Origin of the sequence: Campylobacter sp. US25a, assembly GCF_004379075.1 — a bacterium.
Lineage (GTDB): Bacteria > Campylobacterota > Campylobacteria > Campylobacterales > Campylobacteraceae > Campylobacter_D > Campylobacter_D jejuni.
In genome coordinates this window covers 160404-186789 of the sequence record NZ_RYYM01000002.1, presented here as the reverse complement: position 1 = coordinate 186789, position 26386 = coordinate 160404, and the positions used below count along the sequence as shown (strand labels likewise).

32 protein-coding genes and 2 tRNA genes are annotated in these 26386 nt (G+C 29.9%); 7 read left to right on the top strand and 27 right to left on the bottom strand.

Annotation, left to right across the window (positions count from 1 at the left end):
- Positions 1-2 precede the first annotated feature (2 nt).
- The 3 genes from ELQ12_RS03200 to ELQ12_RS03190 are packed head-to-tail and all read right to left on the bottom strand — an operon-like array spanning position 3 to position 2214.
- Positions 3-539 (bottom strand): HobA family DNA replication regulator, encoded by a 537-nt coding sequence (locus ELQ12_RS03200; protein WP_002861289.1) that lies wholly within the window; start codon positions 537-539, stop codon positions 3-5.
- Positions 540-1742, bottom strand: a complete 1203-nt coding sequence (locus tag ELQ12_RS03195) for an aspartate kinase (protein WP_070252505.1) — start codon at positions 1740-1742, stop codon at positions 540-542.
- A gap of 1 nt (position 1743) precedes the next feature.
- The gene (locus tag ELQ12_RS03190; protein ID WP_070243470.1) at positions 1744-2214 is read right to left on the bottom strand and encodes an RNA pyrophosphohydrolase; all 471 of its coding nucleotides are present in this window, start codon (positions 2212-2214) and stop codon (positions 1744-1746) included.
- A 100-nt stretch (positions 2215-2314) separates the two neighbouring features.
- Here ELQ12_RS03190 and hemW point away from each other — a divergent pair, with 100 nt between their 5' ends.
- The 4 genes from hemW to queA are packed head-to-tail and all read left to right on the top strand — an operon-like array spanning position 2315 to position 5607.
- The gene (hemW, locus tag ELQ12_RS03185; protein ID WP_070261645.1) at positions 2315-3382 is read left to right on the top strand and encodes a radical SAM family heme chaperone HemW; all 1068 of its coding nucleotides are present in this window, start codon (positions 2315-2317) and stop codon (positions 3380-3382) included.
- 58 nt (positions 3383-3440) lie between these two features.
- Complete coding sequence (tatB, locus tag ELQ12_RS03180; RefSeq protein WP_002855100.1) at positions 3441-3848, top strand: Sec-independent protein translocase protein TatB; 408 nt, start codon at positions 3441-3443, stop codon at positions 3846-3848.
- Positions 3849-4586: a twin-arginine translocase subunit TatC gene (gene tatC, locus ELQ12_RS03175; protein WP_002856930.1), complete on the top strand. Its 738-nt coding sequence runs from the start codon at positions 3849-3851 to the stop codon at positions 4584-4586.
- The gene (gene queA / locus ELQ12_RS03170) at positions 4579-5607 is read left to right on the top strand and encodes a tRNA preQ1(34) S-adenosylmethionine ribosyltransferase-isomerase QueA (RefSeq protein WP_070261644.1); all 1029 of its coding nucleotides are present in this window, start codon (positions 4579-4581) and stop codon (positions 5605-5607) included. Before tatC ends, queA begins: the two co-directional genes overlap by 8 nt.
- On the opposite strand, the gene lpxD is transcribed toward queA, so the two are convergent.
- Genes lpxD through ELQ12_RS03145 form a run of 5 tightly spaced genes read right to left on the bottom strand, consistent with a single transcriptional unit; the run spans position 5596 to position 10211 of the window.
- Entirely contained in the window at positions 5596-6561 is a 966-nt protein-coding gene (lpxD, locus tag ELQ12_RS03165; protein WP_002861284.1) for a UDP-3-O-(3-hydroxymyristoyl)glucosamine N-acyltransferase, read from the bottom strand. The two genes, queA and lpxD, sit on opposite strands and share 12 nt — an antisense overlap.
- Positions 6558-7022 (bottom strand): acetolactate synthase small subunit, encoded by a 465-nt coding sequence (gene ilvN, locus ELQ12_RS03160; protein WP_070261643.1) that lies wholly within the window; start codon positions 7020-7022, stop codon positions 6558-6560. Before ilvN ends, lpxD begins: the two co-directional genes overlap by 4 nt.
- The gene (locus tag ELQ12_RS03155) at positions 7019-8719 is read right to left on the bottom strand and encodes an acetolactate synthase large subunit (RefSeq protein ID WP_070261642.1); all 1701 of its coding nucleotides are present in this window, start codon (positions 8717-8719) and stop codon (positions 7019-7021) included. Before ELQ12_RS03155 ends, ilvN begins: the two co-directional genes overlap by 4 nt.
- 17 nt (positions 8720-8736) lie before the next feature.
- A complete protein-coding gene (locus ELQ12_RS03150; RefSeq protein ID WP_002852081.1) occupies positions 8737-9180 on the bottom strand; it encodes a GatB/YqeY domain-containing protein in 444 nt (147 codons plus the stop codon).
- Positions 9181-9191: 11 nt separating this feature from the next.
- Positions 9192-10211: a bifunctional 3,4-dihydroxy-2-butanone 4-phosphate synthase/GTP cyclohydrolase II gene (locus tag ELQ12_RS03145; RefSeq protein ID WP_070261641.1), complete on the bottom strand. Its 1020-nt coding sequence runs from the start codon at positions 10209-10211 to the stop codon at positions 9192-9194.
- A 92-nt stretch (positions 10212-10303) separates the two neighbouring features.
- On the opposite strand from ELQ12_RS03145, the gene ELQ12_RS03140 reads away from it, so the two are divergent.
- Positions 10304-10378, top strand: a tRNA-Gln gene (locus ELQ12_RS03140).
- Positions 10379-10412: 34 nt separating this feature from the next.
- A tRNA-Met gene (locus ELQ12_RS03135) sits at positions 10413-10488 on the top strand.
- 23 nt (positions 10489-10511) lie between these two features.
- On the opposite strand, the gene ELQ12_RS03130 is transcribed toward ELQ12_RS03135, so the two are convergent.
- The 17 genes from ELQ12_RS03130 to ELQ12_RS03055 form a co-directional block, all read right to left on the bottom strand.
- On the bottom strand, positions 10512-11384 hold the full coding sequence (locus ELQ12_RS03130) for a YafY family protein (RefSeq protein ID WP_070261640.1): 873 nt from the start codon (positions 11382-11384) through the stop codon (positions 10512-10514).
- Positions 11381-12448 (bottom strand): HP0729 family protein, encoded by a 1068-nt coding sequence (locus ELQ12_RS03125; protein WP_070261639.1) that lies wholly within the window; start codon positions 12446-12448, stop codon positions 11381-11383. The genes ELQ12_RS03130 and ELQ12_RS03125 overlap by 4 nt, the downstream gene beginning before the upstream one ends.
- An 8-nt stretch (positions 12449-12456) precedes the next feature.
- Complete coding sequence (locus ELQ12_RS03120) at positions 12457-12762, bottom strand: hypothetical protein (protein WP_070261638.1); 306 nt, start codon at positions 12760-12762, stop codon at positions 12457-12459.
- Between the two features lie 13 nt (positions 12763-12775).
- Positions 12776-12946: a hypothetical protein gene (locus ELQ12_RS10205; protein ID WP_002859946.1), complete on the bottom strand. Its 171-nt coding sequence runs from the start codon at positions 12944-12946 to the stop codon at positions 12776-12778.
- Between the two features lie 20 nt (positions 12947-12966).
- Positions 12967-13824, bottom strand: coding sequence for a hypothetical protein (locus ELQ12_RS03115; RefSeq protein WP_070261637.1), 858 nt, complete (start codon positions 13822-13824; stop codon positions 12967-12969).
- An 11-nt stretch (positions 13825-13835) separates the two neighbouring features.
- Positions 13836-14255, bottom strand: a complete 420-nt coding sequence (locus ELQ12_RS03110) for a hypothetical protein (RefSeq protein WP_070261636.1) — start codon at positions 14253-14255, stop codon at positions 13836-13838.
- A gap of 11 nt (positions 14256-14266) precedes the next feature.
- The gene (locus ELQ12_RS03105) at positions 14267-14551 is read right to left on the bottom strand and encodes a hypothetical protein (protein WP_070261635.1); all 285 of its coding nucleotides are present in this window, start codon (positions 14549-14551) and stop codon (positions 14267-14269) included.
- Positions 14552-14586: 35 nt separating this feature from the next.
- The gene (locus ELQ12_RS03100; RefSeq protein ID WP_070261634.1) at positions 14587-14862 is read right to left on the bottom strand and encodes a hypothetical protein; all 276 of its coding nucleotides are present in this window, start codon (positions 14860-14862) and stop codon (positions 14587-14589) included.
- A 73-nt stretch (positions 14863-14935) separates the two neighbouring features.
- Entirely contained in the window at positions 14936-15142 is a 207-nt protein-coding gene (locus tag ELQ12_RS03095) for a hypothetical protein (protein WP_070261633.1), read from the bottom strand.
- Positions 15133-15735, bottom strand: a complete 603-nt coding sequence (locus tag ELQ12_RS03090; protein WP_126252600.1) for a hypothetical protein — start codon at positions 15733-15735, stop codon at positions 15133-15135. The genes ELQ12_RS03095 and ELQ12_RS03090 overlap by 10 nt, the downstream gene beginning before the upstream one ends.
- Before the next feature lie 55 nt (positions 15736-15790).
- Complete coding sequence (locus ELQ12_RS03085) at positions 15791-17272, bottom strand: GTPase (protein ID WP_070261631.1); 1482 nt, start codon at positions 17270-17272, stop codon at positions 15791-15793.
- A gap of 14 nt (positions 17273-17286) precedes the next feature.
- Positions 17287-18945 (bottom strand): dynamin family protein, encoded by a 1659-nt coding sequence (locus ELQ12_RS03080; RefSeq protein ID WP_070261630.1) that lies wholly within the window; start codon positions 18943-18945, stop codon positions 17287-17289.
- Complete coding sequence (locus ELQ12_RS03075; RefSeq protein WP_070261629.1) at positions 18926-19336, bottom strand: hypothetical protein; 411 nt, start codon at positions 19334-19336, stop codon at positions 18926-18928. Before ELQ12_RS03075 ends, ELQ12_RS03080 begins: the two co-directional genes overlap by 20 nt.
- 14 nt (positions 19337-19350) lie before the next feature.
- Positions 19351-20265: a GTPase gene (locus ELQ12_RS03070; protein ID WP_070261628.1), complete on the bottom strand. Its 915-nt coding sequence runs from the start codon at positions 20263-20265 to the stop codon at positions 19351-19353.
- A gap of 122 nt (positions 20266-20387) precedes the next feature.
- Entirely contained in the window at positions 20388-20918 is a 531-nt protein-coding gene (locus ELQ12_RS03065) for a hypothetical protein (RefSeq protein ID WP_070261627.1), read from the bottom strand.
- Positions 20919-21281 (bottom strand): hypothetical protein, encoded by a 363-nt coding sequence (locus tag ELQ12_RS03060; RefSeq protein WP_070261626.1) that lies wholly within the window; start codon positions 21279-21281, stop codon positions 20919-20921.
- Between the two features lie 104 nt (positions 21282-21385).
- On the bottom strand, positions 21386-22762 hold the full coding sequence (locus tag ELQ12_RS03055; RefSeq protein ID WP_070261625.1) for a replicative DNA helicase: 1377 nt from the start codon (positions 22760-22762) through the stop codon (positions 21386-21388).
- A gap of 139 nt (positions 22763-22901) precedes the next feature.
- Here ELQ12_RS03055 and ELQ12_RS03050 point away from each other — a divergent pair, with 139 nt between their 5' ends.
- A complete protein-coding gene (locus ELQ12_RS03050) occupies positions 22902-23831 on the top strand; it encodes a DUF2860 family protein (RefSeq protein ID WP_002881020.1) in 930 nt (309 codons plus the stop codon).
- Positions 23832-23880: 49 nt separating this feature from the next.
- Here ELQ12_RS03050 and ELQ12_RS03045 read toward each other — a convergent pair whose 3' ends face one another.
- Together ELQ12_RS03045 and ELQ12_RS03040 are read right to left on the bottom strand one after the other, a co-directional pair.
- Complete coding sequence (locus tag ELQ12_RS03045; protein WP_053872524.1) at positions 23881-25209, bottom strand: MATE family efflux transporter; 1329 nt, start codon at positions 25207-25209, stop codon at positions 23881-23883.
- 206 nt (positions 25210-25415) lie between these two features.
- Positions 25416-26351 (bottom strand): NAD(P)-binding domain-containing protein, encoded by a 936-nt coding sequence (locus ELQ12_RS03040; RefSeq protein ID WP_002861277.1) that lies wholly within the window; start codon positions 26349-26351, stop codon positions 25416-25418.
- Positions 26352-26386: the final 35 nt, after the last annotated feature.

The following is a 26386-nucleotide window of genomic DNA, read 5'->3' as shown; positions in this document are numbered from 1 at the left end:
ATTTATCCTAATTGCACCTTGGAAAATAATATTGCATCCAAACTTACATCAAAAAGTTGATATAAACTAATAAGCTTGATATCCAAGTCTTTATCTTTAGAATTTAAATAAAAACTATCTTGTAACTGCTCATCAAAAAGCCACAATAAACTATCATCTCTTGATTTAGCGATTAAAGATTTATTATCAGAAGCACTTCCTATATAAAAATACACATAACCATTAGGAAAAGAAATGTCAAGCAAGTCATTAAGTAAAGCTATATCTTCTGAACTTTGTACTTTCTTCTTGCATAAAGAATTTAACGACACAAAAGGAAGCATAGGACGAGCGGCTTTTGAATTTATATTTTTTAAAAAATACTCTTCATACCAAGATCTTTGTTCATCGCACATTAAGACAAAAGTGCGTCCTTCTAAAAGATATTTAAGTCTTGCAGCCATCAAAGGAGCCCATTCTAAACGACGCGACTCCAACCATGCCATAAAAGCTCCGCCATTGCGGATATTTTCAAGAGTAAAACTTAAAAAATCACTCATTTATTTATCAAGTCCATAGCACTCATGTAGTGCTCTAACTGCAAGTTCTCCGTATTTTTCATGAACTATCATCGAAATTTTAATTTCGCTAGTAGAAATCATACCGATATTAATCCCCTCATCAGCTAAAGCTTTAAAAGCTTTACTTGCCACTCCTGAATGTGATTTCATGCCTACGCCGACTATAGAAACTTTTACTACAGCACTATCACTTTCTATAGTTGTTTTTGAGCTTAAAATTTTTTGCATAGCATTTTTGGCTAATTCAAGTTCATTTTGAGGAACCGTAAAACCCAAATTTGTAGCGCCATCAACTCCAACATTTTGTATAATCATATCTACATTAATATTTTCATTTGCTAAAACAGAAAAAATTTCAGCTGCGATTCCAGGCTTATCTTCTACATTTCTTAAAGTCACTCTTGCTTGATTTTTATCCAAAGCAATACCACTTACTAAAGCTTGTTCCATTCCATCTTCCTTTGTTATCATTGTTCCTTCGTTATTGTTAAAACTACTTCTAGTTACTAAGTTAACATTTAATTTTTTTGCAAGCTCTACAGAGCGATTTTGCAAAACTTTTGCACCCAAACTTGCAAGTTCAAGCATTTCTTCATAAGAAATTTTATCTAATTTCTTTGCCTTTGGTTCAATTCTTGGATCTGTTGTATAAACCCCATCAACATCGGTATAAATTTCACACAAATCCGCATTTAAGGCACCAGCTACTGCCACAGCACTTAAATCGCTTCCACCACGCCCTAAAGTAGTTACATTACCTTCATCATCTACACCTTGAAAACCTGCTATAACGACTATTTTACCATTTTGAAGTTCTGATTTTATCGCTTTTGTATCAATATGATGAATTCTTGCCTTTGTAAAAACACTATCTGTAATAATTCCCGCTTTTCTCCCAGAAAATGATATAGCAGGATAACCCTTTTCATTTAAAGCAATAGAAAGTAAAGCGCTTGTTACACGCTCTCCACTGCTTAAAAGCATATCCATATCTTTACCATTAGGGGTTTTACTAAAATATTCAGCTTGCTCGATAAGAGTATTTGTCACCCCACTCATTGCAGATACTACAACAACAAGTTGATTACCCTGTTGCGCACTTTGGATAACCCTATTGGCTACTGCTTCGATACGCTCAAGTGTTCCAACGCTTGTTCCACCATATTTTTGAACTATAAGCATTTTAGATATAACCTTTCTCTTCAAAATATTTGATCACTTTAACATAAATATTTTTTTTGAAATGATTAATCATTTCAAAAATTTGTTTAACACTCACAAATTGATAATCATCAAATTCAGGATGCTTGGTATTGATATTGATTGTAGCACCGTGTTTTAAACGCACTAAAAAATATTTTTGAATCTGCCCATCATAAGGATACATTTTTTTAACAATTTTACTCGGAAAATCATAACTCAACCATTCTGGATACTCAGCAATGATTTCAATCTCATCAGTACCTATCTCTTCTTTTAGTTCTCTAAATAAAGCGTTTTTGACACTTTCACCTTTATCAATACCTCCTTGTGGAAATTGCCAAATATTATCCATATCACTTCTTCTAGCTATAAAAATCTTACACTCAAAAGGATAAGAACTTGACAAAATAACAGCTGCAACATTTGGTCTATAATTTTTCTCGTTTTCCACAATATTTTTCCTTAATTTAAAGGAAATAATTTTAACCTAAATCAAATCAAATTTTTATTAAAATACATTAAAAAATTTAATATAATATTTTAGGGTTTTTATGCATTTTTATATCCATATTCCATTTTGTGAAAGCAAATGTAATTATTGCGCTTTTACAAGTTTGAAAAAAAATGATTATGAAAAAGCCTATTTTAAGGCTTTAAAAGAAGATATTGTTTTTCAATTAAAACAATTTAACATTCAATCAAATCAAATTAAAACCTTATTCATAGGCGGAGGAACACCAAGTTGTGTTGATGCGTATAATTATGAAGATATTTTTAAAATTTTATATCCCTTACTAGATAAAAATGTAGAAATTTCATGCGAAGCTAATCCCAACTCAGCAACATTAAATTGGCTTAAAAATATGAAAAATATAGGAGTTAATCGCATTTCTTTTGGAGCTCAAAGTTTTCATCCTAAAAAACTTCACTTTCTTGGAAGAATTCACAATCAAGAAATGATTATCAAAGCATTAGAAAACGCAAATAAAGTAGGTTTTAAAAATATCAATTTAGATCTTATTTATGATACAAAATTAGACAATAAAAAAATGCTTGAATTTGAACTCTTACACTTAAAACAAATCAAGGCTTTAATCACACACCTTAGTGCTTATAATTTAACCATAGAATCAAACACAGCCTTTGCCAAAAAAGAACATTTCAAAAAAAATGCTCCTAATTTAATGAAATTTTTCATCAAACAACTCCTAGAACTTGACTTTTTTCAATATGAAATCAGTAATTTTTCAAAAACCAAAGCCCAAATTTGCAAACATAATCTTGCTTATTGGCAAGGAAAAAACTACCTAGCTTGTGGATTAAGTGCGGTAGGATTTTATGAAAACAAGCGTTTTTATACAGCAAAAAATTTAAAAAATTACATAGAAAATCCCACTTTTAGATCTATAGAGCAGCTAAGTTCTAAAGACTTGAATTTAGAACACCTATTTTTAGGACTTAGAAGTATAGCAGGGATTGATGAAACAAAACTCAATCAATGGCAAAAAGACAAAATAAATATATTATTAAAAGAAAAAAAACTTTTTTACAAAAATAAAAGATATTTCAATCCTAATTTTCTCATTAGCGATGAACTTGCTTTATATCTCTCATCTTAAATTTAAGTTTTTTAAGTAAAATATTTATTTAAAATATCAAATCAAAGAGTAACGATTAATGAGTTTTGGTGAAATTATAGTTATTTTAGTTGTAGCGATTTTAGTCTTAGGGCCTGATAAACTTCCAGAAGCTATAGTACAAATAGCAAAAATTCTAAAGGCTGTAAAACGCAACATAGATGATGCAAAATCAAGTATAGAAAAAGAAATACGCATCAATGACTTAAAAGAAGAAGCTAAGAAATACAAAGATGAATTTTCAAGCACTAATGAAAACATACGCAAAAAACTCAGTTTTGAAGAATTTGATGACCTTAAAAGAGATATTTTAGATAAAACAAAGGTAGATTTAACCTTTGATAGCAGAGATGATAACACAAAAAATAACCTTAGCGGACAAAATTTAAATACAGAAGAAAAACCAAATCTTAGCAAATTAGAAACACAAGATAAAACGGAAAAATAAATGTTTGAAGAATTAAGACCTCATTTAATAGAACTTAGAAAACGCCTTTTTATAAGCGTTGCTTGCATTGTAGTTATGTTTATTGTATGTTTTGCTCTACGAAGCTATATCTTAGATATTCTAAAAGCTCCACTTATAGCTGTTTTGCCCGAAGTAGCCAAACATGTGAATGTAATTGAAGTACAAGAAGCCTTATTTACTGCAATGAAAGTTAGTTTTTTTGCAGCCTTTATCTTTTCTTTACCTGTAATTTTTTGGCAATTTTGGAAATTTGTAGCTCCAGGACTTTATGATAATGAAAAACGCCTTGTGGTGCCTTTTGTTAGCTTTGCAAGCATTATGTTCGCCTTAGGGGCTTGTTTTTGCTATTTTGTTGTAGTGCCTTTGGCTTTTAAATTTTTGATTAATTTTGGTTTAAATGAAGATTTTAATCCTGTGATTACCATAGGAACTTATGTAGATTTTTTTACAAAAGTTGTTGTGGCTTTTGGTTTAGCTTTTGAAATGCCTGTAATTGCCTTTTTCTTTGCTAAAATCGGGCTTATAGATGATAGTTTTTTAAAACGCCATTTTCGCATAGCTGTTTTAGTTATTTTTGTTTTTTCAGCCTTTATGACTCCACCTGATGTTTTATCTCAATTTTTAATGGCAGGACCACTTTGCGGACTTTATGGACTTTCTATTTTAATTGTTCAAAAGGTAAATCCTGCCCCAAAAGATAAAGAAAGTGATGAATAAAGACTTACTTCTTTCAAGCTATGATTACACTCTAGCTAATGAACTCATAGCTAACTATCCTGCAAATCCAAAAGAAAATGCTAGGCTTTTGGTTTTTGATCGCAAAAACAAAGAAATTTTTCACACTACTTTTAAAAATTTACAAGACTTTTTACCCAACTGCGCGATTTTTTTCAATGATACTAAAGTTATTAAAGCAAGAATTTATGGCAATAAAACAAGCGGAGGAAAAATAGAGCTTTTCTTGCATCAACCTTTTTTAAATTCTCACAATCCACTTTTTCTAGCTCAAATTAAAGGGCGTGTTAAAAAAGATGAAATCTTATATTTTAGGGAGGATTTAAAAGCACGCGTTGTAGAACTTTTAGATGATGGTCTTCGAAAAGTTCAATTTTTTCAAAATGATAAAACCTTAGACACCTCAAATCTTTACAACCTGCTTGACAAGATAGGACATATACCCTTGCCTCCTTATATTAAAAGGGAGGATGAAAAAAGTGATTTGAAAGATTATCAAAGTATCTTTGCAAAAAATTTAGGCGCGGTAGCTGCTCCAACTGCAAGTTTACATTTTAGTGAGACTATGCTTGAAAATTTAAGAAAAAAACACGAAATTTATCATTTAACCTTACATGTAGGAGCTGGAACCTTTAAAAGCGTGGAATGTGAAAATATACAAAAGCATAAAATGCATAGCGAATTTTTTAATATTCCGCAGCAAGCATGTGAAATTATAGATTCAAAACAAGCTATTTTAGGCGTAGGAACAACGGTAACAAGAACTATAGAATATTACGCAAGAACTAAAACAAAAAATGGTTTTTGTGATCTTTTTTTACACCCGCAAAATCCACCTATAAGACAAAATCATCTTTTGACCAATTTTCATTTACCAAAATCTACTCTTATCATGCTAGTTTCAGCTTTTATCGGTAGAGAACAGTGTTTAAAGCTTTATGAACTCGCCATAAAAGAAAAATATCGCTTTTACTCTTATGGCGATGCGATGCTAATCTTGTGATTTTTCTTTAAAATTTATTGCTATTTTAGCTTGAAGTTTTAGCCAATCTTTTTGAAGCATGATAGGAAAACCACCATAAACGCGCCCGCCTTCTAAATTTTTACTCACACCGCCTCTTGCAGCTATAGTACTAAAATCGCCTATTTTTAAATGTCCACTCGTTGCGCTTTGGCCACCCATAATAACATTGCGTCCTAACTCACTTGAACCTGAAATTCCAGTTTGTGCTACAATGATACAATTTTGACCTATATTGCAATTATGTCCGATTTGAACTAGATTGTCTACCTTAGTACCTGCTTTGATAATAGTACTATCAAAAACTGCTCTATCTATAGTTGTACAAGCCCCCACTTCTACAAAATCTTCTAAAATCACATTGCCATTATGATAAATTTTATAATGTTCGCCGTTTTTATTGTGCGCATAACCAAAACCATCGCTTCCTATTACACAATTGGCAAGCAAATGACATTTTTTACCTATTTTAGTGTCATTATAAATCACTACATTAGGATGGATAATACTCTCATCACCAATGCTGACATTATCGCCTATATAAGCTCCTGCCATAATGATTACATTATCACCTATATTTACATTATCACCTATATAGACATTAGGCATAATTCTTGCGCTTTTTGCGATATTTTGCACTTTTTCTTTAGCTGTGCTTATCAAAGGCTTAGCAAAAAGCTTGCTTAAAAAAGCAAAATTCAAATGTGGATTTTGAGTAATCAAAGCTTTAGTGTCCTTAGGTACTAAATTTTCATATTCTTTAGATACTAAAATAGCAGCAGCTCCTGTGTGAGGTATATCTTTAGTATTTTTCTCACCATCACAATAAGTAAGCTCTGTAAAATTTGCTTTCAATAAAGAATTTAAAGCACTGATTTCTATATCCTCACCTTTATACTCTAAGCTTAAAAATTCTGCTATTTCACTTAATTTCATTTAATCTCCATCAAAACAGATCCACTGCGAACTATATCACTAGGATTGTATTTTTTAATTGTTTTTAAAAAATTATCAATGCGATTTGCATCATCAGCAACCATTAAAAACAAAAAATTCTCATTACTATTTGCAATAGTACCATTATAAGCTTTCAAAACGGCATCAAGTCCACCTAAATTTTCATTTAAAGGAATTTTCACCAAAGCCATTTCTTTGTCAATAAATTCTTCACTTTCTATCACTTTATAAGTAGGAATAAGCTTATGAAGTTGTTTGACTATCTGCTCAAAAGTTCTTTCATTTCCTGAAGTGACTATATTAATACGCGAAAATTCTTTATTTTCTAAAGGTGCTACTGTAAGCGAGTCAATATTATAACCTCTTCCTGAAAAAAGTCCTACCATACGAGATAAAACCCCATGCTCATTTAAAACAATTACTGACAAAACCCTTCTCATTGTCTATCCTTTGCCTTTGGTAAAATCATATTATAAATCGCACCTCCTGCGGGCACCATAGGTAAAACATCTTCAAAGCGATCAATTTTTACATTTAAAAGAGAGGTTTTATCACTTTTTAAAGCTTGGCTAAAAGCTTGAATGAATTCTTCTTTGCTTGAAATTTCATAACCTTCGCAACCAAAGCCTTGAGCAATTTTGATAAAATCAGGCTGAGTGCTTAAATCTGTTTGTGAAAAATGCTCTTTATAAAACATACTTTGCCATTGTCTTACCATACCTAAAAAGGCATTATTTAAAATAATATTTATAGTTTTTATACCATACTCACGAGCAGTCATAAGCTCTTGGATATTCATTAAAACCGATCCATCACCTACGAAATTAATCACCACTTCTTCATCCACAGCAAGCTTTGCACCCAAAGCAGCAGGCAAAGAATATCCCATAGTTCCTTGCCCTCCACTTGTTGCAAGCTGTCTTGGATAATTAAAAGGATAAAACTGTGCTACCCACATTTGATGCTGACCCACATCGGTAATAATCCTTGCATCAGGAGCCATCTTCGCACATTCTTCAATCACCCATTGCGGTTTTAAAACTTCATTGCTATCTTCATAAGAAAGTGGATAAAGTTCATTATAACGCTTTAAAGTTTCGTGCCATTCTTTAAAAGTTGTGTTGAAATTTTCCTTTTTAAGCTCTTCTAAAAGCTCTTTAAGAACTTCTTTAATATCTCCTACTATAGGATAATGCGCATTGATAATCTTTGAAATAGAACTAGGATCAATATCAACATGAACTATAGTCGCATGTTTGGCAAATTCACTTGTTTTTCCTGTAATCCTATCATCAAATCTCGCTCCTACACTCACAAGCAAATCACACTCACTTAAAGCCATATTAGCAGCATAGCTTCCATGCATGCCTGCCATTTTGAGATTAAAAACATCATCACTTCTTAAAGTTCCAAGCGCCATCAAGGTTTCAACTGCTGGAATTTTTGTAAATTTTACAAGCTCTCTGATTTGCTCACTTGCATTAGAACTGATACAACCTCCACCCAAGTAAAATAAAGGTCTTTTTGCTTCTTTTAAAAGCTCTGCAAATTTTTTAATTTGCTTTGAGTTACCCTTATAAACAGGCTTATAAGTTTTCATAGAAATTTCTTTAGGATATTCCCAAAGTCCCAAAGTTGCACTTACATCTTTTGGCACATCTATATGCACAGGCCCAGGTCTACCACTTCTTGCTATATAAAAAGCCTCTTTTAAAATGCGTGGAAACTCTTCTATGCAAGTAACTAAATAATTATGCTTTACACAAGGTCTTGAAATACCTACTGCATCAATTTCTTGAAAAGCATCTGTACCAATAAGAGAATTTGCCACCTGCCCTGAAATCAATATTAAAGGGATAGAATCACTATAAGCCGTAGCTAGACCTGTAATAGTATTTGTAAAACCTGGTCCGCTTGTAACTATAGCCACGCCCACTTCTCCGCTCATTCTTGCGTAAGCATCAGCAGCATGCAAAGCCGCTTGTTCATGACGCACTAAAATATGTTTAAAATACTTTTGATTGTAAATTTCATCATAAATATTAAGCGCAGCGCCTCCAGGATAACCAAAAACAATTTTAACATTTTCTTCTTTTAAAGCCTCGCAAATCATTGCTGAACCGCTTAACTCTTTCATAATAACACTCCAAAAAATTATTGTAAAAGCTCTTTAAGTGCCAAATTAAGTCTTTTGCCATCAACACTCGCACCTAATTTTATTTTGGCTTCTTTCATTACCAAACCTTGTTCTTTTAGTGAACTTACGCCCAATTCTTCTATAAGTTGTTTTAAGGCTAAAGTTAACTCCTCATCACTTAGTTGTTTAGGCAAATAAATTTCAAAAAGACTTATTTCATTTTGTTCTTTTTGTGCTAAATCTTCACGATTTGCCTTAAGATAAAGTTCGATTGCGTCTTTGCGTTTTTTGATTTCACTTGCAATGATTTTATAAATTCTTTCATTATCCAATTCTATTCTTTCATCCACTTCTATTTGCTTAAAAGCTGCATTTAGAGTTCTTAAACTATCTCTTTTAAAATCATCTTTTTGTTTCATTGCCTCTTTGATATCGTTTAAAATTTGTTCTTTTAAAGTCATTTTTTTCCTTTTTAGTTAAAATTACAAGCTTTAAGATTTAAACCAAAACCTTCTAAGCCTATATAGTCTTTATCACAACTTTGAGATAAAAGTTTAATTTCTTCTATACCAAAATATCTTAAAATCTGCGCTCCTATACCATAGTTTTTGTATTGAGTGGTACTGGATTTTTCTCCTTGCATGAAAACTATAACGCCACCATTTTCACTAAGAAATTTGATTTGCTCTAAAAGTTTTGAAAATTTATCTGAAGTTAAAAGCTCAAAATCACTACCACTGATATGAAATTTAACATTTTCACATTTTTTGATATCTTTAAAGCAAAAAGCTATGTGTTGGGTTTGATTATGATCGCTAAAGATAAATTTTTCTGCTTTAAAGCCTGCTAAAACACTTTGACTTTTTTCTTCAAGCTTAATAAGGCTTTCATGTTTTAGGCGATATTCTATAAGATCACTTACGGCTATCATGTTTAAATCATGCTTTTGGCAAAAAAATTCTAGATCTTCTCTTCTTGCCATATCTCCATCATCTTTTACGATTTCACAAATCACACAAGCACCTTTTAATCCTGCTAATTTACAAAGATCAACCGTACCTTCTGTATGACCTGTGCGTTCTAAAACTCCGCCTTTTTTTGCGATTAAAGGATTGATATGTCCTGGTCTTACAAAATCACTCGCTTTAGCATTATCATCAGCAAAAATTTGTATAGTCATATTTCTTTCATAAGCACTAACTCCCGTTGTAGCATCTTTTGCATCTACGGTTATGGTAAAAGCGGTTTCGTGGTTTGAAGTATTTTTAGGCACCATTAAAGGAAGTTCAAATTTTTTTGCCAAAGTTTCATCTAAAGCTACACAAACCACACCACGAGCTTCTTTTATCATGAAATTTACTTTTTCTTGAGTGCTAAATTGCGCAGGAAAGATTAAATCGCCTTCATTTTCTCTATCTTCTGCATCTACCATTACAAGCATTTTCCCTGCTTGTAAATCCCTAATCGCTTGTTCTACGCTAACAAATTTCATTTTTATTTCCTTAAAATTTTTAAAATTATAACTTAAATTGCTTGACAAATAAATTAAAATTCACTATAATTATAATTTTAAAAAATATTTATTGGGGTATCGCCAAGCGGTAAGGCAACAGGTTTTGGTCCTGTCATTCAGGGGTTCGAATCCCTTTACCCCATCCACTTCTTAATTTTATATTTCAAATATCTTATATGCCGCGAAGTAGAGCAGTGGTTAGCTCGTCGGGCTCATAACCCGAAGGTCGGGAGTTCAAATCTCCCCTTCGCAACCAGTTATGGATTTAAAAATAAAATTTTATTTAGATAGATTGTTTAAATAACTTTTTAAAATATCTTCTAGTCTTGTTTTTAGCTCTATAGGGGCTAGAATTTTTATATAAGGAATCCACTGTTTAACCAAGTGTAAAATTTCATCTTCATAAGAAACTTGAGTGCTTAAAGTATAGTTTGTTTCATCTTCATCAATGATTTGATAATTGCTTAGTATTTCTTTTCTAAAAAAATATTCCTTAGCATTTTTATCAAGTTTTAAAATCACTTCTTTGCTTTCTCCAAGCCAGATATTAGGATCATTTTGGATTTGTTCCTCAAGTTTTTCATTGGGAATAAAATTTTCATTTTTAGTGCGAAGTTTTGAAATTTTATCTAAATTAAAATGTTTTAATTTATCGTTTTCATCCCCTAAAAGATACCAAATTCCCTTGTAATTTACGAGTTTGTAAGGTTTGATTTGGCGTTCTTTTTCCTTATAGAAAAAATTTAATACATTGTGTTTGAGTATAGCCACACCAAGATCTTTAAAAAGCTCATAATCCACCTTTTGAAAACCTTCGTTTTTTACCATCAAAACTTTATTTACCCTATGGCTTAAAAGATCAACTATAAAGCCTTGATCGAGTTTTGGATAAAGCTCAGCAATGCCACTTAAGGTGGCGAAATTTTGTATATCTTTAAAGCTTAATTTTCCCAAAGCAAAGCTTTCTAAAACATATCTTCCATTTTCTTTTTTAATAGGCATAAAAGTAAGTCTTTCGTTAAGATCCCTTTGTATGGTTCTTGTATCGACATTAAACTCTTGTGCAAGCTCTTGGGCGCTTAGACTTTCCCCATTGTTAAATTTTGATAAAATCTGCACCAAGCGTATGCTTAATTTGTCGTATTCTTTCATGAAATTTCCTTGTGGGTTAAAATGCTTTTTAACAAACTTACGCCTTCTATGCCTAAAATTTCATTTCTAAGTTTTTTGACTTCATTTAAACTTGGGGATTTTGCATGAACGGCTTCATTACGGATTTCTTGAATGAGAGTAAGACTTTTTGAAAAAGGATAATTGATAAATTGAGTTAAACTTTTTCCTAAATGACATTGGATATTTTCATGTCTGAGTAGAAATTTAATACTTCCAAGATTAGGCTTTTGGATAAAAAAATCTTTAAGTATAAAAGATTTGCCTTGGACATTATAAGTTAAATCATAAAGGCTAGGATCTTTCATACAAGCCTTTAAAAGAACTTTTTTGGCAAAAGCGTAAATTTCATATTCTAAGGTTTTGGAGTATTTGACTACAATGCTTGTAAAATCATTTAAAAGATCGTTTTCGCTTTGCAAAAGCTCTAATTCTGCATGAATGATATTGCTTATGCTATCAGGGTGCAAGAGATAAAAAATCCTTTTGCCAAAAACAAAGCGTATGAAATTTTCTTGCATGACTAGGTATTCTTTGCTTTTATACACACTTAGATAATGCTTTTCATCTCCTAAAAAATAAGAACACTCTTCTTTTAATCTCACGGGCAAAGGATAGGTGTAATTATTGCCATAAATAGCATAGGTGTGATCGTTTGATGTGATGAAATTGGCTAAAAATTTATCTCTTAAAAGACTAAAATCTTCCCTGACCAATTCTCTTAAATCACTGATGATAAAAAAGTCTTCCACTTCTAAATTTTTTTCTTTATAATAACTAGGAATCAAACTTTCATCAACATTTTTAGAAATTTTTATCACCTTAGCGACAAATAAATTAGCATAATCGCTTAAAAAAAGTTGCAAGAAATTTTCTTCATTTGTGCTTTGGTAAATTTCTTCTAAGGAATTTTGCTTTTCTTGATCGTTGAGTTTTGATTTGATTTTGCCAAAGGCAACTTGGGATTTTTCTTGCAAAATACTTAAATGTTGCTTGATGACATCTTCTTGATAATAGGGATTATAAAGGATTAAAAGGTGGTTCATGCTTTGCCTTATTTTAGGATTTCTTTGAGATTTTGCTTGATTTCATTAGGATTTTGCTCGTATTCTTGTATGAGATCTTTTAAAATTTCAAACAACTCGTTAAAATCTTGCGGGTGTTCTTTTTTAAAATTTACTATCAAATCCAAAGTTTTACAAATACTATTTGCTTGATCTTTGCTCTCATTAAAAGCATTTTTTATATCTAAAACCATACTGATAATACGAGTACTTTGCATAGGGCTTGAAATGCGTTTAAATAAAAAGCCTTTAAACGCATTTGCAAGGCTAAGAGATGAGAAAATCTTAGAAAACATTTGATTTCCTTGATTAGTGTTTTGGTTTAAAAATTTCAAACAAAGAACTTAAAAATCCACTTTTTTCGCCTTTGCAATCACTGCATATAAAATCTAAAGTATTTAAAGCATCACTTTTAGGTTTAGCTAAAAAACTTTTACCGCATTTTATACATTTTTGAAATTTTGGAATAGGCTTAATCATGATTTATTTCCATTTGTTTTTTAATTATTTTCTCCAAAATTCACACTCCAGCTAATATATTTATTTTCTGTATCTTGTTTGCTTTGATATTGGTTATGCTTTATATTTACATCGCCACCTACACTTCGAAATTTTATTTTTTCAGGTAATTGTAAAATTGATATATTGAGATTAGCTGCTTTATTTTTTTGTGTTTCAATGGATTTATAAATTTCTTCTTTTCTACTAAAGTCAATTTGACCGTTTATTACCCCATTTTCCATGTATGTTTCTATGAGAATTCTAAGTTCGCTAGGAAATGCTTTTATGTTTATATGTTCTTGTTCTATCCATTTGTTAAATTCATCTTTTAATTTTTTTCTGGTAATGCCATTTTTAGATGTATGATTTATATTGATTTTTTCTTTAAGATAAAATTTTTCCTGAGAATTATCAGAAAATTTTGCATCTAAATCGTATGAACCATATTCTGGAATATTTGCTTTTGTATTTATTTCAGTTTCCTTACTGGTTTTTTGTTCTTGTGTTTTTTCTTTTTCTATATTAACTTTACAGCTTTTTGCACCCATATAATATAAAATTCGAATAGCGATTTCTTTTAAATCTTCTTTGAAACATTTTTCAAAATATTCAGCAAGATAGTAGTGATTTTTATATATTGGCGAAAGTATCATAGGATAGTCTTTATTGGCGTTTAAATCACATAGTTTTATTAATTCTCCATCTATTTTTAGAAAATAATCTTTCAAACTATCGGGTAAATCTGCAAATAAAAATGTGCAATCTTTAAAATCTTTTAATGCCGCACCAGCTTTTGGATAATATTTTATATTTGCGTTCGTTTGATCTGTCAGTAGCATTAAACTATCGTATAGCATAATTAAATCCTTTATTTTATTAAAAATATCAATATAACAATTAAAACTAGAATTAAAATACTAGCATTGACTAACTTTTTTTTATTTTTATTTTTTTGAAATTCTTTAAATTTTTCAAAAAATGATTCATAGGATAATCCCATGCTTTCAAGTGTATGTTTAATTTCAGTATTGTTAGCATGTTCATCCCACCAAACCATTGCTAGGCGTTGTCTATTATAAATATCTTTTTTGGGGTGTATTAGGGTGCAAAAAAAATAATTTCCAACTTTAATAAAAATTTCCTCATTTGCGTTGATATTATGAGTGTTTAAAAAAATTAAAAGCTTATTAATTTTTTCTTGTTGATAATCATCTTTTATGATTTTTCCATTTTCAGCACTTTCGTGTTTTCCGTTGTTATCACAACCTTGTATAGTGACAAAAATCATTTTGCAACTCCTTAATTATCAGGTAAAATAAAATTTATAATTTCTTCACTTCTTTTTTCACAATCTTTTTCTTCTTTTATATCTTCTTTGAGTTCAAAAAATTCAAGAGAAACCCCGCCTGTTTCTTGATTGACTTGATTTCTAATTTTTGTTTTTTGCTCATTACTTAAACTTAGACTATGTGTGCCGATTATTTTAAGCTCTCTGTCTTTATCACTTTTACATGATTTAATTTGAGAAAATATCGTCTTTGAATTTTTATCAAATTTAGAAGAGTCAAAAAGATAAACAATCATATTGCATTGTTCTTGAATTTCTTCGTTTGCTTCATTTAAATGTTCAGACCCTGCAGTATCATAAAATTCGGCACATGGGAAGAATATGTATTGTGATTTAATAACAATAGGTTTTTTGGGGTGTTATTGGTTGCTATGCCACCCTCTTTTAATTTTTTAATATCTTTATTTAATACATAGGCTAATGTGGTTTTACCACTTCCTGGTATACCTCTTAAAATGATTTTTTTCTTATTTTTGTATTTATATACTCCAAACACTGCTGCTGAAATAGAAGCAATGACAGTGATTATTATTTTATTTTTATTCAATATTTTCTCCTTGTTTTTAATTTTTGTATTTTATCAAATCCCCCTCCCCACAGTCAAGGAGGAAGTGAAGTTTTTAAGTTTTACGCCATAGCACTAGTGCTAAAATTGTGATTAAATATATAGCACAAAATATTATATTGTAAGGATAAGGTTGCATAGAAAGAAAAATAAGTATCACTATGCCAACAAAAACCATAAACGCTATAAAATACAAACTACACATCAACACTATGGCAACAAAGCCAGCTATAAGGCTTAAAATTCCAAGTATTATTCCCATTGTTTATCCCACATAGGAGAACTCCACACAGAAGGAAAAATATACTGAGGAAAAGTTTGAAATTTTGTTTGCAGATAAAATCTCTGTGTTTTTCTCTCCATACTTTCACTTATCATTTTTACAACCGCTAAGTCATTTTTTTCGTTTTGTGTTTCCAAAAAAGCACTTAAGCATTCAAATTTTTTAGCATAGTCGATCACTTTTATCATTTGGTCTTTATAAGACGACAAAAGAAATTCTGTTTTATGATTATTTTTAGAGGTAAAATTTTGCTCAAATTCTAAAAATTCCTTAGAATTAAAATATTTTGAAAAGCCGCTATAACACTCCATACATTCGCAAAGAAATTCTTGAATTTGATTTTTCTTTTGTTCGATTTCAAGCTCTCTTTTGAGTTTGTATTCTTCGGTGTTGATTACATCCTTACAGCTTGGAACAATAGCATGTGTATCAAATTTTCTTTCTGGTTTGGATAATTTATCATACCATTTTTTGATCCCATATCCTATGGTTGTAAGAGCTATACCACCAAATGCGATTTGTTTTAACATTTTCTCTCCTTGTTTTAAAATAACAAAGAAAGTATAAAACACCCTTGCGACAGGTTGTGTCGCATAGGAATAGGTATAAATTTTTTGCTCACATTTATCATGCAGAAGGTAAATTTTGTCCAAGAGAAACAACTTGATCTTTTAAGGCAATTAAGGTGTTTTTATTTTGCTCTTGAAGTTCTTTTTCATGAGTTTTTTTCTCAATGATGGGATCATAAATAGCATTGACTTGTTCATTAATGATAGCATCAAAATTATTTTGAATTTTAATAATTGTATCATGTATGGCGTTGACAATTTGCATTTTTTTAGATTGTTCTCGTTGGTTTTTTTCTTCTGTATCATCATCGAAGAATAAACTACTAAGGATTTTACCCGCTTGGGAAATAGCACCTATTATGGCAGCAGCAGGTGGAAATTTTGTAGCAAGAGCTATTGCAAGAGTATCTAAGACAGAAAGCCATTTTTCAATATCTTGTTTTGAAATTCCACCTCCACTTAAAGATGTATTGGAAAGTTCAATTCTGTTTGTTTCTAACTTATCTAAAGTAACATCTAAATTTTTAATATGCTCTTCAAAATCTTTAATTCTTTCTTTTAATTTGGTTTCGATTTTACTTTTAAGTTCATTGACTGCATTTTCAAGGGTACTATTGATATACGATGAATCGCCAGATTGAGCTACTAGCTTGTTTTCAACAGCGCTTAATTCTGAATTAATAATGCCTTTTAGTTGAATAAATGTGGCATTTTTATTTTTTTGTGTATCGCTTATAAAATTTTCTACAATTTGTATGATTTTATCATCTATTTTTTGATCAATTAAGCTATTTATTTGATCGACAAATGACAAGATATTATTGTTACACAAATTAACAATATCAGCCTCTGAGCTATTTTTAAATAGTTCTTTGATTTTATTTTCAAGAGCTTCAAAACCGCTTTTTTCATACAAAAGTGTTTTGTTATTAAGCTTAGCATTAAAAGCACTTAGAGCATTTACAGAATAAACTGAAATTTTATTTTTCACATCTTCTTCTTTAAAGCCCATTTTAACAAGATTAAGATAAATTTTATTAATCAAAATGGCTTCTTCTTCCTCTGTGCAAATTTGCTTTTTGTTCAAAATCACAATTGAAGCTTTATTATCATCAAGCATTTTTTTAATCTTTGTATAAATGAAGTCGTTTTCAACATTTTCATTGCTCATTACAAATAAAACTAATTCACATTGCTTATAATGATCTTCTGTAATTTTTTCATCATCAGCGGGTGCATTGATACCTGGGGTATCAAAAATTTCATATTCTTTGTATTTATATACATTGATTTCCTTAGTTTCTGGAGTATCTCCTGTTTTTGCCAACTCTTTACCTACTAAAGCATTGATTACAGTGCTTTTTCCAGAATTATAAACCCCATATACCATCATTTTAGGTTTAAAATTATTAATCTTATCTTCTAAGATGTTTATAAGCTGTTTGGTTTTTTCTTCTGGACATATATGATTTTGAATAAGATTTGATTCTAAATTTTTTAAAAGTTCAAGCTTTTGTTTGTAAATTTCAATATTTGTCATTTTCTTTCCTTTCCTTAGTTAAGCGTTGTTTTGATCTTTTTAAGATTGTTTTCTAATTTATCTATACTTTCATATAAACAAATAACCATATTTTCACAAGGTTGTAAAATTTCTTCATTGATTTTATTGCTTGAATATTCTATGAGCTCATTGCAATATTCTTGCAACAAGGGGCGATTTTTTTCCACAATCTCAGCTCTATTGGTTCCTATTTTTATGCTTTCGGTATAGCTTTTTTCTTTACACCATGCACCAAAACTTACTTTATTCACCAATCTTTCAAACAAGCTTCTTTTAGCATACTGCTTAACTTGGGTATATACCGCTTCAACCTTTGTGTCTAAAGTAGGAGCTATGATATTAAAACGAGCGATAAAATCATCCATTAAAGCACATGCTTCTTCTTGAATTTTTTCTTCTATTTTATTTTTTATATTATCTTGAATGCGATCAAAAATTTGCTTTGCATTGTTTTCATTAAGATTTTTTTCTTCTTTTATAAGCTCTTCAGAAATAATAATAGAAGCTTCATTTTTTAAATTCTCCTTGATGGCTTTATTAAGTCTTTTCTTTTCTTCTACGAGATTTTTTAGCTCATTGTAATCATTTCTTATTTGTTCTAAATTTACACTATGCTGACTTTTTCCTAATATTTCTTCTAAAAACCCTTGTAATCTTTTAAAAGGAGATTCTTGTTTTAATCTTAAAGCTTTTTCTTTTAAGATTAAATTCATAGATTCATAAAATTTGATTATATTGCTGCCTTTAAACAATTCTTCATTGTTATCTTCTAAAGCTTTCTTTGCAGTCAATACAGAAATGGATAATATCTCTTCATCTAATTGTAAATTTGGTATGGCTTCTTTGATTCTATTGAAAATATCTTCTTCTTGTTTTTTTCTATTTTCTTTACTTTTATTTGAAGTGATGGTAATGATTTTGCCTTCTTCTTCATCTTCTGTAGTTTGATCTGATTTTGTAATCAATAGTCTAATGCAAGAATTTTTTCCAGAATTAACCAAATTTCTTATTTGCTCTATCTCATCATTTTGCAAAGGTGCATCTGAACTAGTTGGAAAGATGATGTAGTCTGCGGCTTCTATGTATTTTTTAGCCAAATCTCCATTTTCTTTTGTCATAGAAAGCAATCCAGGAGTATCCACCCAAGCAATCCCACATCCTTTATGCTTGTCTCCTAGGGTAAATAATTGTATAGAACTTGTGCATTCTGTAATATTGGTTTTAAACTCATTGAGTTGCTCTGCAGTATCTTCGTGTCCAGCCTTATCATACACAATAAAATGTGGTTTTTGATTTTCTAAACAATTACTCGCAACAAAATTCCCCAATGTGCTTTTTCCAGCCTTCACTTTACCATATATAATCACGATAAAACTATTTTTCAAACTATCTCTAAATTCTTCTTCTTTAGAAAGTTTTTGAAAATCTTTTTCCCATTTTGAAATTTTATTTTTGATGGAATCTAGGTGTTTATTGAAATTTTCTTGTATTTCTTGGCTTTTAAAACCCATTTGATTGATATTAATACCATCAACATTGTTTTTAAAGATTGAAACTTCTTTTTCTATTTCTTTTCTTTTATCGCCAACATCATTGCCTATGGTTCTTAAAGATTCTAATTCTTTGTAGAAGTCATTTAACGCTTGTTTCATTTTCTTCCTTAATTAAGCTTTTTGCATACATATTAATTTCCCATAATGCATCCATATCTTTTTTTAAATTTTTTATATCTTTTTGGATATCATCTAGTTTTTTGCTTTTTTTAAATTTAAGAGGTGGAAAAAGAGTACCTATTAGAGGTGGAAAAACTCCTGAGAATGTATCTTTAGGATTTGCAATACATTCTGCTTCATAACGATTTTTTAATTTTGTTTGATATTCTTTAACGATTTTTTCGTATTTTGCTTGTTTGTTTTCACGCTCTTTTTCTCTTTGTCTGTCTTGAGTAGAACTACTGCTTTCGTAATCATCATCATCGCTTAGTGTATCATAGATAAATTTTCCTGCTGCTGCAACTCCTATACCTATTAACCATGGTAACATTTTTTCTCCTTTGTTTAAAGTTCATATAAGGCTTTTATAGCCTCATTTGCTTTTTTGATTTCATTATCAATGGCTTGTCGCATTTCTTCTTTTTGTTTTTGCAATCTTTCAACTTCTGATTTTTTGCTTTGCAATAAAGCATGAATTTTTGTAAAAAACTCATGCTTTTTGATTTGCTTTAGTCTTAAATCTTTGATATGTTTTTTTAAAGCATTGTTTTTATCTCTTAGAATTTTCTTTAGATTTTCTATTTTGCTTGATTCTATGAGTAATTTTTTGTTTTCCTTATTTCCCTTGATATAGCTATTTGCTGAGATCTCAACAAAAGTGATGTGATTTATATCTTCATCAAAAAATGTTTCAAATTGCTTTTTGATAACATTTTTCACGCTTTTTAACTCTTTTTCATCAATTCCATCTATCCTAGAAAGCACAAAAATAAAATTTTTAGAAAAGCCAACTTTATTTTTTTCAATCATCTTTTTGATATAATCCACCTCTGTTTTGGTTAATTCACCTGTAGATACATTATGGACAAAAAGATAAATATCTGATTGAACCATTCCTAAAAATGCATTTTTATCATCTTTTAAATCCGCATTTAAACCTGGGGTATCTAAAAAAATCATATTTTCAAAGTTGACACTTTTGATTTCTTTTGTTTCTACAACATCAGCAACTGAAAAATTTGGCTCATTAAATGCATTGGTTAATGCATTAAGTAAAGAACTTTTACCACTGTTATACAAACCTATAGCGGAAACCGTTATATCTTTTTGCAGTTTTTCTACATGGTATAGAAAATCATTATATTCTTCAAAAAGATTGTATTTTTTTATTTCTTCGTTAAAGTCTATTTTGGAATTATCGGCTGTATCATTTTCTGATTTTTTAGCTGATAAAGAATCCTTTAATGATGTACAAAGCATTTTTTACCTTTCGTTTATTTTTAATTATATCAAAAAAAAAAAAAAACAAAATTCTTAAATATTTGATTAAAATTTTTAAATATTTAAAATAAATTGTGAAATTTTTGTTTTTGATAATATCATCACAAATCCTTCCAAAGATCATTGTCTATATAATTTTTGAGCTTCTCATCTGCAAAATCTGGATAAAAATGATTTGTTTTTATTGCTTCAAATAAAATCACCATAAGGGTATTTAGTTCATTAAAACGCACAAAAAGTCTTTTTTCTTCTTCATTCAATTCTTCAAAACTTTCTTTTTGAGAAACGATAGAGTTTAAATCTTCTTGATATTTCTCTAAAAATTCATTAAAATCTCTCATTCTTTGTTGAAAATTTTCATCATCAAATTCAAAATCCAAAGCTTTAAATTCATAGCTTAAAATTTCTTTTTCAAAGTGAGAAATTTTAAAAAGATTTTTTTGAATGGCGTTGAAATGTTCTGCATTTATTTGAGAATAAGTTTTTTCTAAGTTATCATTCTCGTTTAATGCATCTTCTTCAAAATATACATTTTTTGATTTTGTTTCATTACAGCAAACATCGTAAAGTTTTTTAATCCCATATCCCGTAGCGGCAAGAGCTATGCCGCCAAACATAATTTTTTTATACATTTATTGCCCCTTGGAAGCAAAAAATGCGTTAAATTTGTCAAAAATTTCTTCATTGTTTTGTTTTGCATTTTCGCTTGATTCTTCCAAAGTGTTTGAAGAAATAGTTCGAATTTTCAAATTTCTAAGATCAGCTTTTTCTATACCCAATACTTTATCAACTTGATCGAAAATTTTTTCAGCTTTTATTTCAAAAGAATCAATTTTATCAAAAGCGTGATTTGCTGTATCGCTTAACATTGTAGCAATGATATCTTTAGGATCATCAGTCCAGTAAGCATTCTCTTCTTTGCTTTCTTCATACCATTTTTTAAGTTTTAAACCCGCATAGCCTAAGGCACCCATTCCTATGATTAATGGTAACATTTTCTCTCCTTGTTTTAAAATAACAAAGAAAGTATAAAACACCCTTGCGACAGGTTGTGTCGTAAAAAATAACTTTAAAATATTAAAAACTTATTTTATTAAAGCTAGCCTGTAAATTCAGTAGCTTCATAGCCTATAGGTTTATCTACAAAACAAGATTTTTCTTTTAAAAATACAACCTCTATAGTTCCGACCGGTCCATTTCTATTTTTTCCAACAATAATTTCAGCATTTTCTTGCATAGGATTTGGTATAAAAAGCCTTTGATAAGCTTTGCCTTCAGCTTTAGCTTTATTCTCTCTTTCTTTTTCTTCTTGCTCCCTATAAACCTCATCGCGATATACAAATAAAATAGCATCCGCATCTTGCTCTATAGCTCCACTTTCTCGCAAATCACTCATCAAAGGACGCTTATTTGCTCTTTGCTCTAAACCACGATTAAGTTGTGAAAGTGCGATAATCGGCATATCAAGCTCCCTAGCCAAAAGCTTAAGTCCTCTTGAAATTTCACTCACTTGCAAATGCCTATCATTAAAATTTGAATTACTCATCATAAGCCCTATATAGTCAATCACACAAAGTCCTACACTTTCATCTTGAGATTTTAAACGCCTTAAAATAGCCCTTACATCAGCAATAGTTGCATAACCACTATCGTAAATATATAATTTCTTTTGACTATAATCATTACAAGCATCTCCTAAACGCTCCCATTCATCATCGTTTAAATCTGCGGTTAAAATTCTTTGTAAAGGGATAGAAGTTTTTGAAGAAAGCATTCTTTGCATGATTTGAGTTGCGGGCATTTCAAGAGAAAACAAAGCCACACCTTTATTTTGTCTTAAAACTTTATCAATGAAATTTAAACAAAGGGTTGTTTTTCCCATACCTGGGCGCGCAGCGATTATTATAAGCTCACCTCCTTTAAAACCTTTTGTCATTTTATTTAAACCCTCAAAACCTGTATCAAGGCCTATGATATTTTTATTTTCTAAAGTTTTTTGCTTTTTAAATTCTTCAAAAAGTTCTGATATTATTATATTAACATCTTTAATATCTCTAAAATTTACACGATTTGTAATGCTAAAAATTTCTTTACCAATTTCATCTGCGATTTCACTTACAGCACGATTTTCATTAATACGAGCTGGTAAAAGATGTGCAAAACTCAAAAGTTGTCTTTTGATGGACTTTTCGCGAAGTTCATTTACATAAGCAGGCAAATCTATCATAGAAGGAGTGGCAAGAATTTCTGCTAAAATCTCTTCATCTATTTTTTTATGTTTTTTTAAAAAACTTATAGAAATAGGCTCTTTGTTGTTGCTACAAGCTATAATTGCTTTAAAAATATCTTCATGAGCTTTAAGACTAAAATCTTTTGGACTGATATCGCCTGCTATACTAGCGTAAGCTTCTTCACTCATGATGCAACTGCTTAAAATAGCTCGCTCTAAATCCAAGTCATAATACTCTTGTTGCACTAAATTTCCTTATAAATATAAATAGTTTTAAAAATTTTATCTAAAAAAACTTAAAATTATAAACTTTAATTTTTTATAAATATTTAAAGTAATATTAGTTACAATTATAATCACAACATTTATTTTATTAGGAGAACACTTGAAAAAACATTTATTTTCATGTATTTTAGCTTCCATCTTAGCCCAGTCAGCTATGGCTGTAGATTTTCAAGAAGGTTTTAGTGGAAATTTAAGCATAGGTGTAGGTGCAAGAGATATTAAAAGCAATATTTCAACTTTAGCGGATAGTGATTACTTAGGTGGTTATGATGCTGATAATTCGGACTCTTCTTTTATTCCTTTTATCGGTGTAGAACTTTACTATGGCAACCTTATAGACAATGATAGAGTTTTTATCAAAAACTACAATGGAAGAGATATCAGCGGTATAGCTTTAGGTTATGAAAAAGCCTATTTAGAGCGTTTTAGTACTTCTTTTTCTGTAATTTCTTCTTTAAGAGAAAAAGCTTATGCAAATCCTTATCAAATAGGCAATAGAGAAGAAACTGATGTTGATAGATATGGTTTTAAAATCTCTCAACTTTACGAAAGTGATTTAGGAAAATTTACAGCTTCATATTTATTTAGCAAAAACAAATATGATAAAGACGCAGTTGAGTACAACTCTTTAAAAAGAGAGGGGTATTATCACGAGTTTGAATTAAATTACAATTATAGTTTGTTAAATTTAGGACTAAGCTATGATTATAATGATGCAGATGGAAAAGCTCAAAGTTACTCAAGATATGGTTTAAGCATGGGAGCAAATTTAGCTTTTGCTAATGACTATATCTTCACCCCAAATTTAAGTCTTAGCAAATATGAAGCAGTAGGAACAGATCCTATCTTCCACAAAAAACAAGACGGTAATATAGTTAAGCTTAATCTAAAAGTTGTTAAAAATCAATTTTTGGGCTATAACGGACTTTATGGTTTTGCAAATTATGGCATAGAAAAAAGAAATAGCGATATAGGATTTTATGATGAAACCTATCAAGTTGTTTTAACTGGAATAGGATATAAATTCTAAAAAATTATAAAAAAAGCTCCTTTGATAAAATTTAAAAAAGATCTATCCACTATAAAGATAGATCTTTAAAAATCCTTTTAAGAAAAATCCAAGCTAAAATCAAAACACAAAATTCAGCAAAAAATGGACTTAACCATACTCCATTTAAACCTATAAAATAAGATAAAAGCAAAAGAAAAAATAAAGGCATGAATAAATTTTGCATTAAGCTTAAAACCAAAGAAAAACTTGCTTTATTAAAAGCTGTCAAAAAAGAACCGCTTAGGACATTAAACCATGCAAAAATATAATTAAAAGCAAAAAGCATCAAAGCTGTATAAGCAAAAGTTTTAAATTCTTGATCATTTTCTTTTGCAAAAAGTGCTATTAAATTTTCTCCAAATATCAATATAAATACTATAGAAAATAAAGATAAAATTCCCCCTGCAAAAAATACCACTTTTATAATAGCTTTAATCCTTAAAAAATCTTTTTTAGCATAATTATAACTAAGTGCAGGTTGCATCGCATCCCCCATAGCAATAATGAGCATTATAATAAAACTATCAATATATAAAATAATAGAAAAAGCTGCCACGGCTTGAGTGGTAGAAATTTTTAACAAAACAAAATTTGCAAAAATACTATATAAAGAACCCGAAACATTGCCAAAAAACTCGCTACTTCCATTATAAAGAATATTTTTAAAAATTCTCAAATTTATATATAAACTTGAAAATTTAAGCTCTAAATTTTGAAATAAAAAAGGAATAATTCCAAAAATACCACTTAAAACAATTCCTAAACAAGTTGCAAGGGCTACCGAAAACAAGCCCCAACCAAATACAACTATAAAAAGATAATCAAATATAATATTACTTAAAGCTATGATTATGTTCATAATCATACTATAGGTTGTTTTTCCACAAATTCTTAAATAATTATCCAAGGCAAAAGAAAGCATGGTAAAAGGTGCAAATAAAGCAAAAACAAACATACATTCTTTAGCCATGGTTTTAATCTCATCGCTAACATTTAGACAATCAATCAAAACAGGTCCTAAAAAATACTCCAAAATTCCAATAAAACAAGAGATTAGAAAAATAATCAATATACTAGAACTAAATATCTTTCTAGCTAAATTCTTCTTGCCTAAACCCAAATGCATAGAAATTTGCACTGCTGAACCTATAGCTATCATATCAGCCAAAGCAAAAGACATCATAATAAAGGGAATAATCAAGGCTAGTGCTGCTAAAGCATCACTTCCTAGATATTTTCCAACAAAAATTCCATCAACTATATAATAAAAAGAAATAAAGGCCATGCTTATGACATTTGGCACGGCACATTTTATAAAAAGCCTAAAAGGGCTTAAAGTGCTAAAAATATTTGACATACAAATCCTTTAAAAATATTAAAATAAAATATTTTTAAAGACGCTAGTAGAGTGCTTGAAGTCCTAAAATATAGAAATTTAAACGATAAGTTCTTATTGTTGTTTTTGTATTAGTTTTATTTTGCATTTTCATAGATTTAAATTAAAATAATAAGAATTATAAAATTTACTTATTAATAAGTCAAATTTAGCCCGAAGGCTAAATTTTAAAGCACGGAAAGAATTTTTACAGCGTCATTTAACCCTGTAACTATACTTGCTCCATTTTTAGTAGCAATATCTCCTGCTACAAAAATACCTTTAACATTGCTTTGTTTATTTTCATCCATTAAAGGCACGCCTTTATCATCAACATTAATCCCGCATTTTTGTAAAAAATCAAGTGGAGTAGAACCACCAATAGCATAAATAATTCTATCATAAATATCGCTTGTACCATCGGTAAAATTTACCTTAGCCTTGCCACTATCATCTTCTACCTCATTAATGTCAATTCCTAGTTTTAACTCTACTTTACCCGAATTTCCAGCTTCGTGAATATCTTTAAGATTTATATCATTTAATCTTGTAAATTCTTTTTTACGATAACAAAGGCTAACTTGATTTGAATTAGCCAAATCCACAGCGTATTCTGCTGCTGAATTTCCACCACCTACAACAAGAATTTTTTCATTTCCCAAAACTGAATTGGCATTAAAATTAATGATTTTTGTTAAAGTCATAGGAAGTTTGTAATCAGGCTTATTAGGCTTACCCATTCTACCTATAGCAACGATGATGTTTTTACACTCATAAACGCCTTTAGCTGTGCTTACTAAAAAAACTCCATTTTCATTTTTAACGCTCTCAACTTCAGAGCCAAATTCAACTTCTATATTGTGTTCTTTTAATACGTTTTGAAAAGTTTCTATAGTACTTTCTTTGGTACCATCTTCAAAAGGAACATGTCCATGATTAGTTCCTTCGCATCCCTTATAAGCTTTATCTACTCTTTTGCCATCTTTATAAAATTGCATTAAAGTTTGGCAAATGTTATTTGATTTTTCCAGTATCAAAACTTCTTTGTTTTTAAGCTTAGCTTCAACCGCACAGCCTATGCCTGTTGGACCTGCACCTACTATAATTAAATCTATTTTTTTCATTTATATTTACCTTTCAATTCTGATTTTTTTTGTAT

Excerpts from the sequence above, each read along its gene's own strand:
- ELQ12_RS03200 (WP_002861289.1), bottom strand. The coding sequence starts at position 539 with ATGAGTGATTTTTTAAGTTTTACTCTTGAAAATATCCGCAATGGCGGA.
- ELQ12_RS03195 (WP_070252505.1), bottom strand. The coding sequence starts at position 1,742 with ATGCTTATAGTTCAAAAATATGGTGGAACAAGCGTTGGAACACTTGAG.
- hemW (WP_070261645.1), top strand. The coding sequence starts at position 2,315 with ATGCATTTTTATATCCATATTCCATTTTGTGAAAGCAAATGTAATTAT.
- tatB (WP_002855100.1), top strand. The coding sequence starts at position 3,441 with ATGAGTTTTGGTGAAATTATAGTTATTTTAGTTGTAGCGATTTTAGTC.
- tatC (WP_002856930.1), top strand. The coding sequence starts at position 3,849 with ATGTTTGAAGAATTAAGACCTCATTTAATAGAACTTAGAAAACGCCTT.
- queA (WP_070261644.1), top strand. The coding sequence starts at position 4,579 with ATGAATAAAGACTTACTTCTTTCAAGCTATGATTACACTCTAGCTAAT.
- lpxD (WP_002861284.1), bottom strand. The coding sequence starts at position 6,561 with ATGAAATTAAGTGAAATAGCAGAATTTTTAAGCTTAGAGTATAAAGGT.
- ilvN (WP_070261643.1), bottom strand. The coding sequence starts at position 7,022 with ATGAGAAGGGTTTTGTCAGTAATTGTTTTAAATGAGCATGGGGTTTTA.
- ELQ12_RS03155 (WP_070261642.1), bottom strand. The coding sequence starts at position 8,719 with ATGAAAGAGTTAAGCGGTTCAGCAATGATTTGCGAGGCTTTAAAAGAA.
- ELQ12_RS03150 (WP_002852081.1), bottom strand. The coding sequence starts at position 9,180 with ATGACTTTAAAAGAACAAATTTTAAACGATATCAAAGAGGCAATGAAA.
- ELQ12_RS03145 (WP_070261641.1), bottom strand. The coding sequence starts at position 10,211 with ATGAAATTTGTTAGCGTAGAACAAGCGATTAGGGATTTACAAGCAGGG.
- ELQ12_RS03130 (WP_070261640.1), bottom strand. The coding sequence starts at position 11,384 with ATGAAAGAATACGACAAATTAAGCATACGCTTGGTGCAGATTTTATCA.
- ELQ12_RS03125 (WP_070261639.1), bottom strand. The coding sequence starts at position 12,448 with ATGAACCACCTTTTAATCCTTTATAATCCCTATTATCAAGAAGATGTC.
- ELQ12_RS03120 (WP_070261638.1), bottom strand. The coding sequence starts at position 12,762 with ATGTTTTCTAAGATTTTCTCATCTCTTAGCCTTGCAAATGCGTTTAAA.
- ELQ12_RS10205 (WP_002859946.1), bottom strand. The coding sequence starts at position 12,946 with ATGATTAAGCCTATTCCAAAATTTCAAAAATGTATAAAATGCGGTAAA.
- ELQ12_RS03115 (WP_070261637.1), bottom strand. The coding sequence starts at position 13,824 with ATGCTATACGATAGTTTAATGCTACTGACAGATCAAACGAACGCAAAT.
- ELQ12_RS03110 (WP_070261636.1), bottom strand. The coding sequence starts at position 14,255 with ATGATTTTTGTCACTATACAAGGTTGTGATAACAACGGAAAACACGAA.
- ELQ12_RS03105 (WP_070261635.1), bottom strand. The coding sequence starts at position 14,551 with ATGATTGTTTATCTTTTTGACTCTTCTAAATTTGATAAAAATTCAAAG.
- ELQ12_RS03095 (WP_070261633.1), bottom strand. The coding sequence starts at position 15,142 with ATGGGAATAATACTTGGAATTTTAAGCCTTATAGCTGGCTTTGTTGCC.
- ELQ12_RS03085 (WP_070261631.1), bottom strand. The coding sequence starts at position 17,272 with ATGACAAATATTGAAATTTACAAACAAAAGCTTGAACTTTTAAAAAAT.
- ELQ12_RS03080 (WP_070261630.1), bottom strand. The coding sequence starts at position 18,945 with ATGAAACAAGCGTTAAATGACTTCTACAAAGAATTAGAATCTTTAAGA.
- ELQ12_RS03075 (WP_070261629.1), bottom strand. The coding sequence starts at position 19,336 with ATGTTACCATGGTTAATAGGTATAGGAGTTGCAGCAGCAGGAAAATTT.
- ELQ12_RS03070 (WP_070261628.1), bottom strand. The coding sequence starts at position 20,265 with ATGCTTTGTACATCATTAAAGGATTCTTTATCAGCTAAAAAATCAGAA.
- ELQ12_RS03065 (WP_070261627.1), bottom strand. The coding sequence starts at position 20,918 with ATGTATAAAAAAATTATGTTTGGCGGCATAGCTCTTGCCGCTACGGGA.
- ELQ12_RS03060 (WP_070261626.1), bottom strand. The coding sequence starts at position 21,281 with ATGTTACCATTAATCATAGGAATGGGTGCCTTAGGCTATGCGGGTTTA.
- ELQ12_RS03045 (WP_053872524.1), bottom strand. The coding sequence starts at position 25,209 with ATGTCAAATATTTTTAGCACTTTAAGCCCTTTTAGGCTTTTTATAAAA.
- ELQ12_RS03040 (WP_002861277.1), bottom strand. The coding sequence starts at position 26,351 with ATGAAAAAAATAGATTTAATTATAGTAGGTGCAGGTCCAACAGGCATA.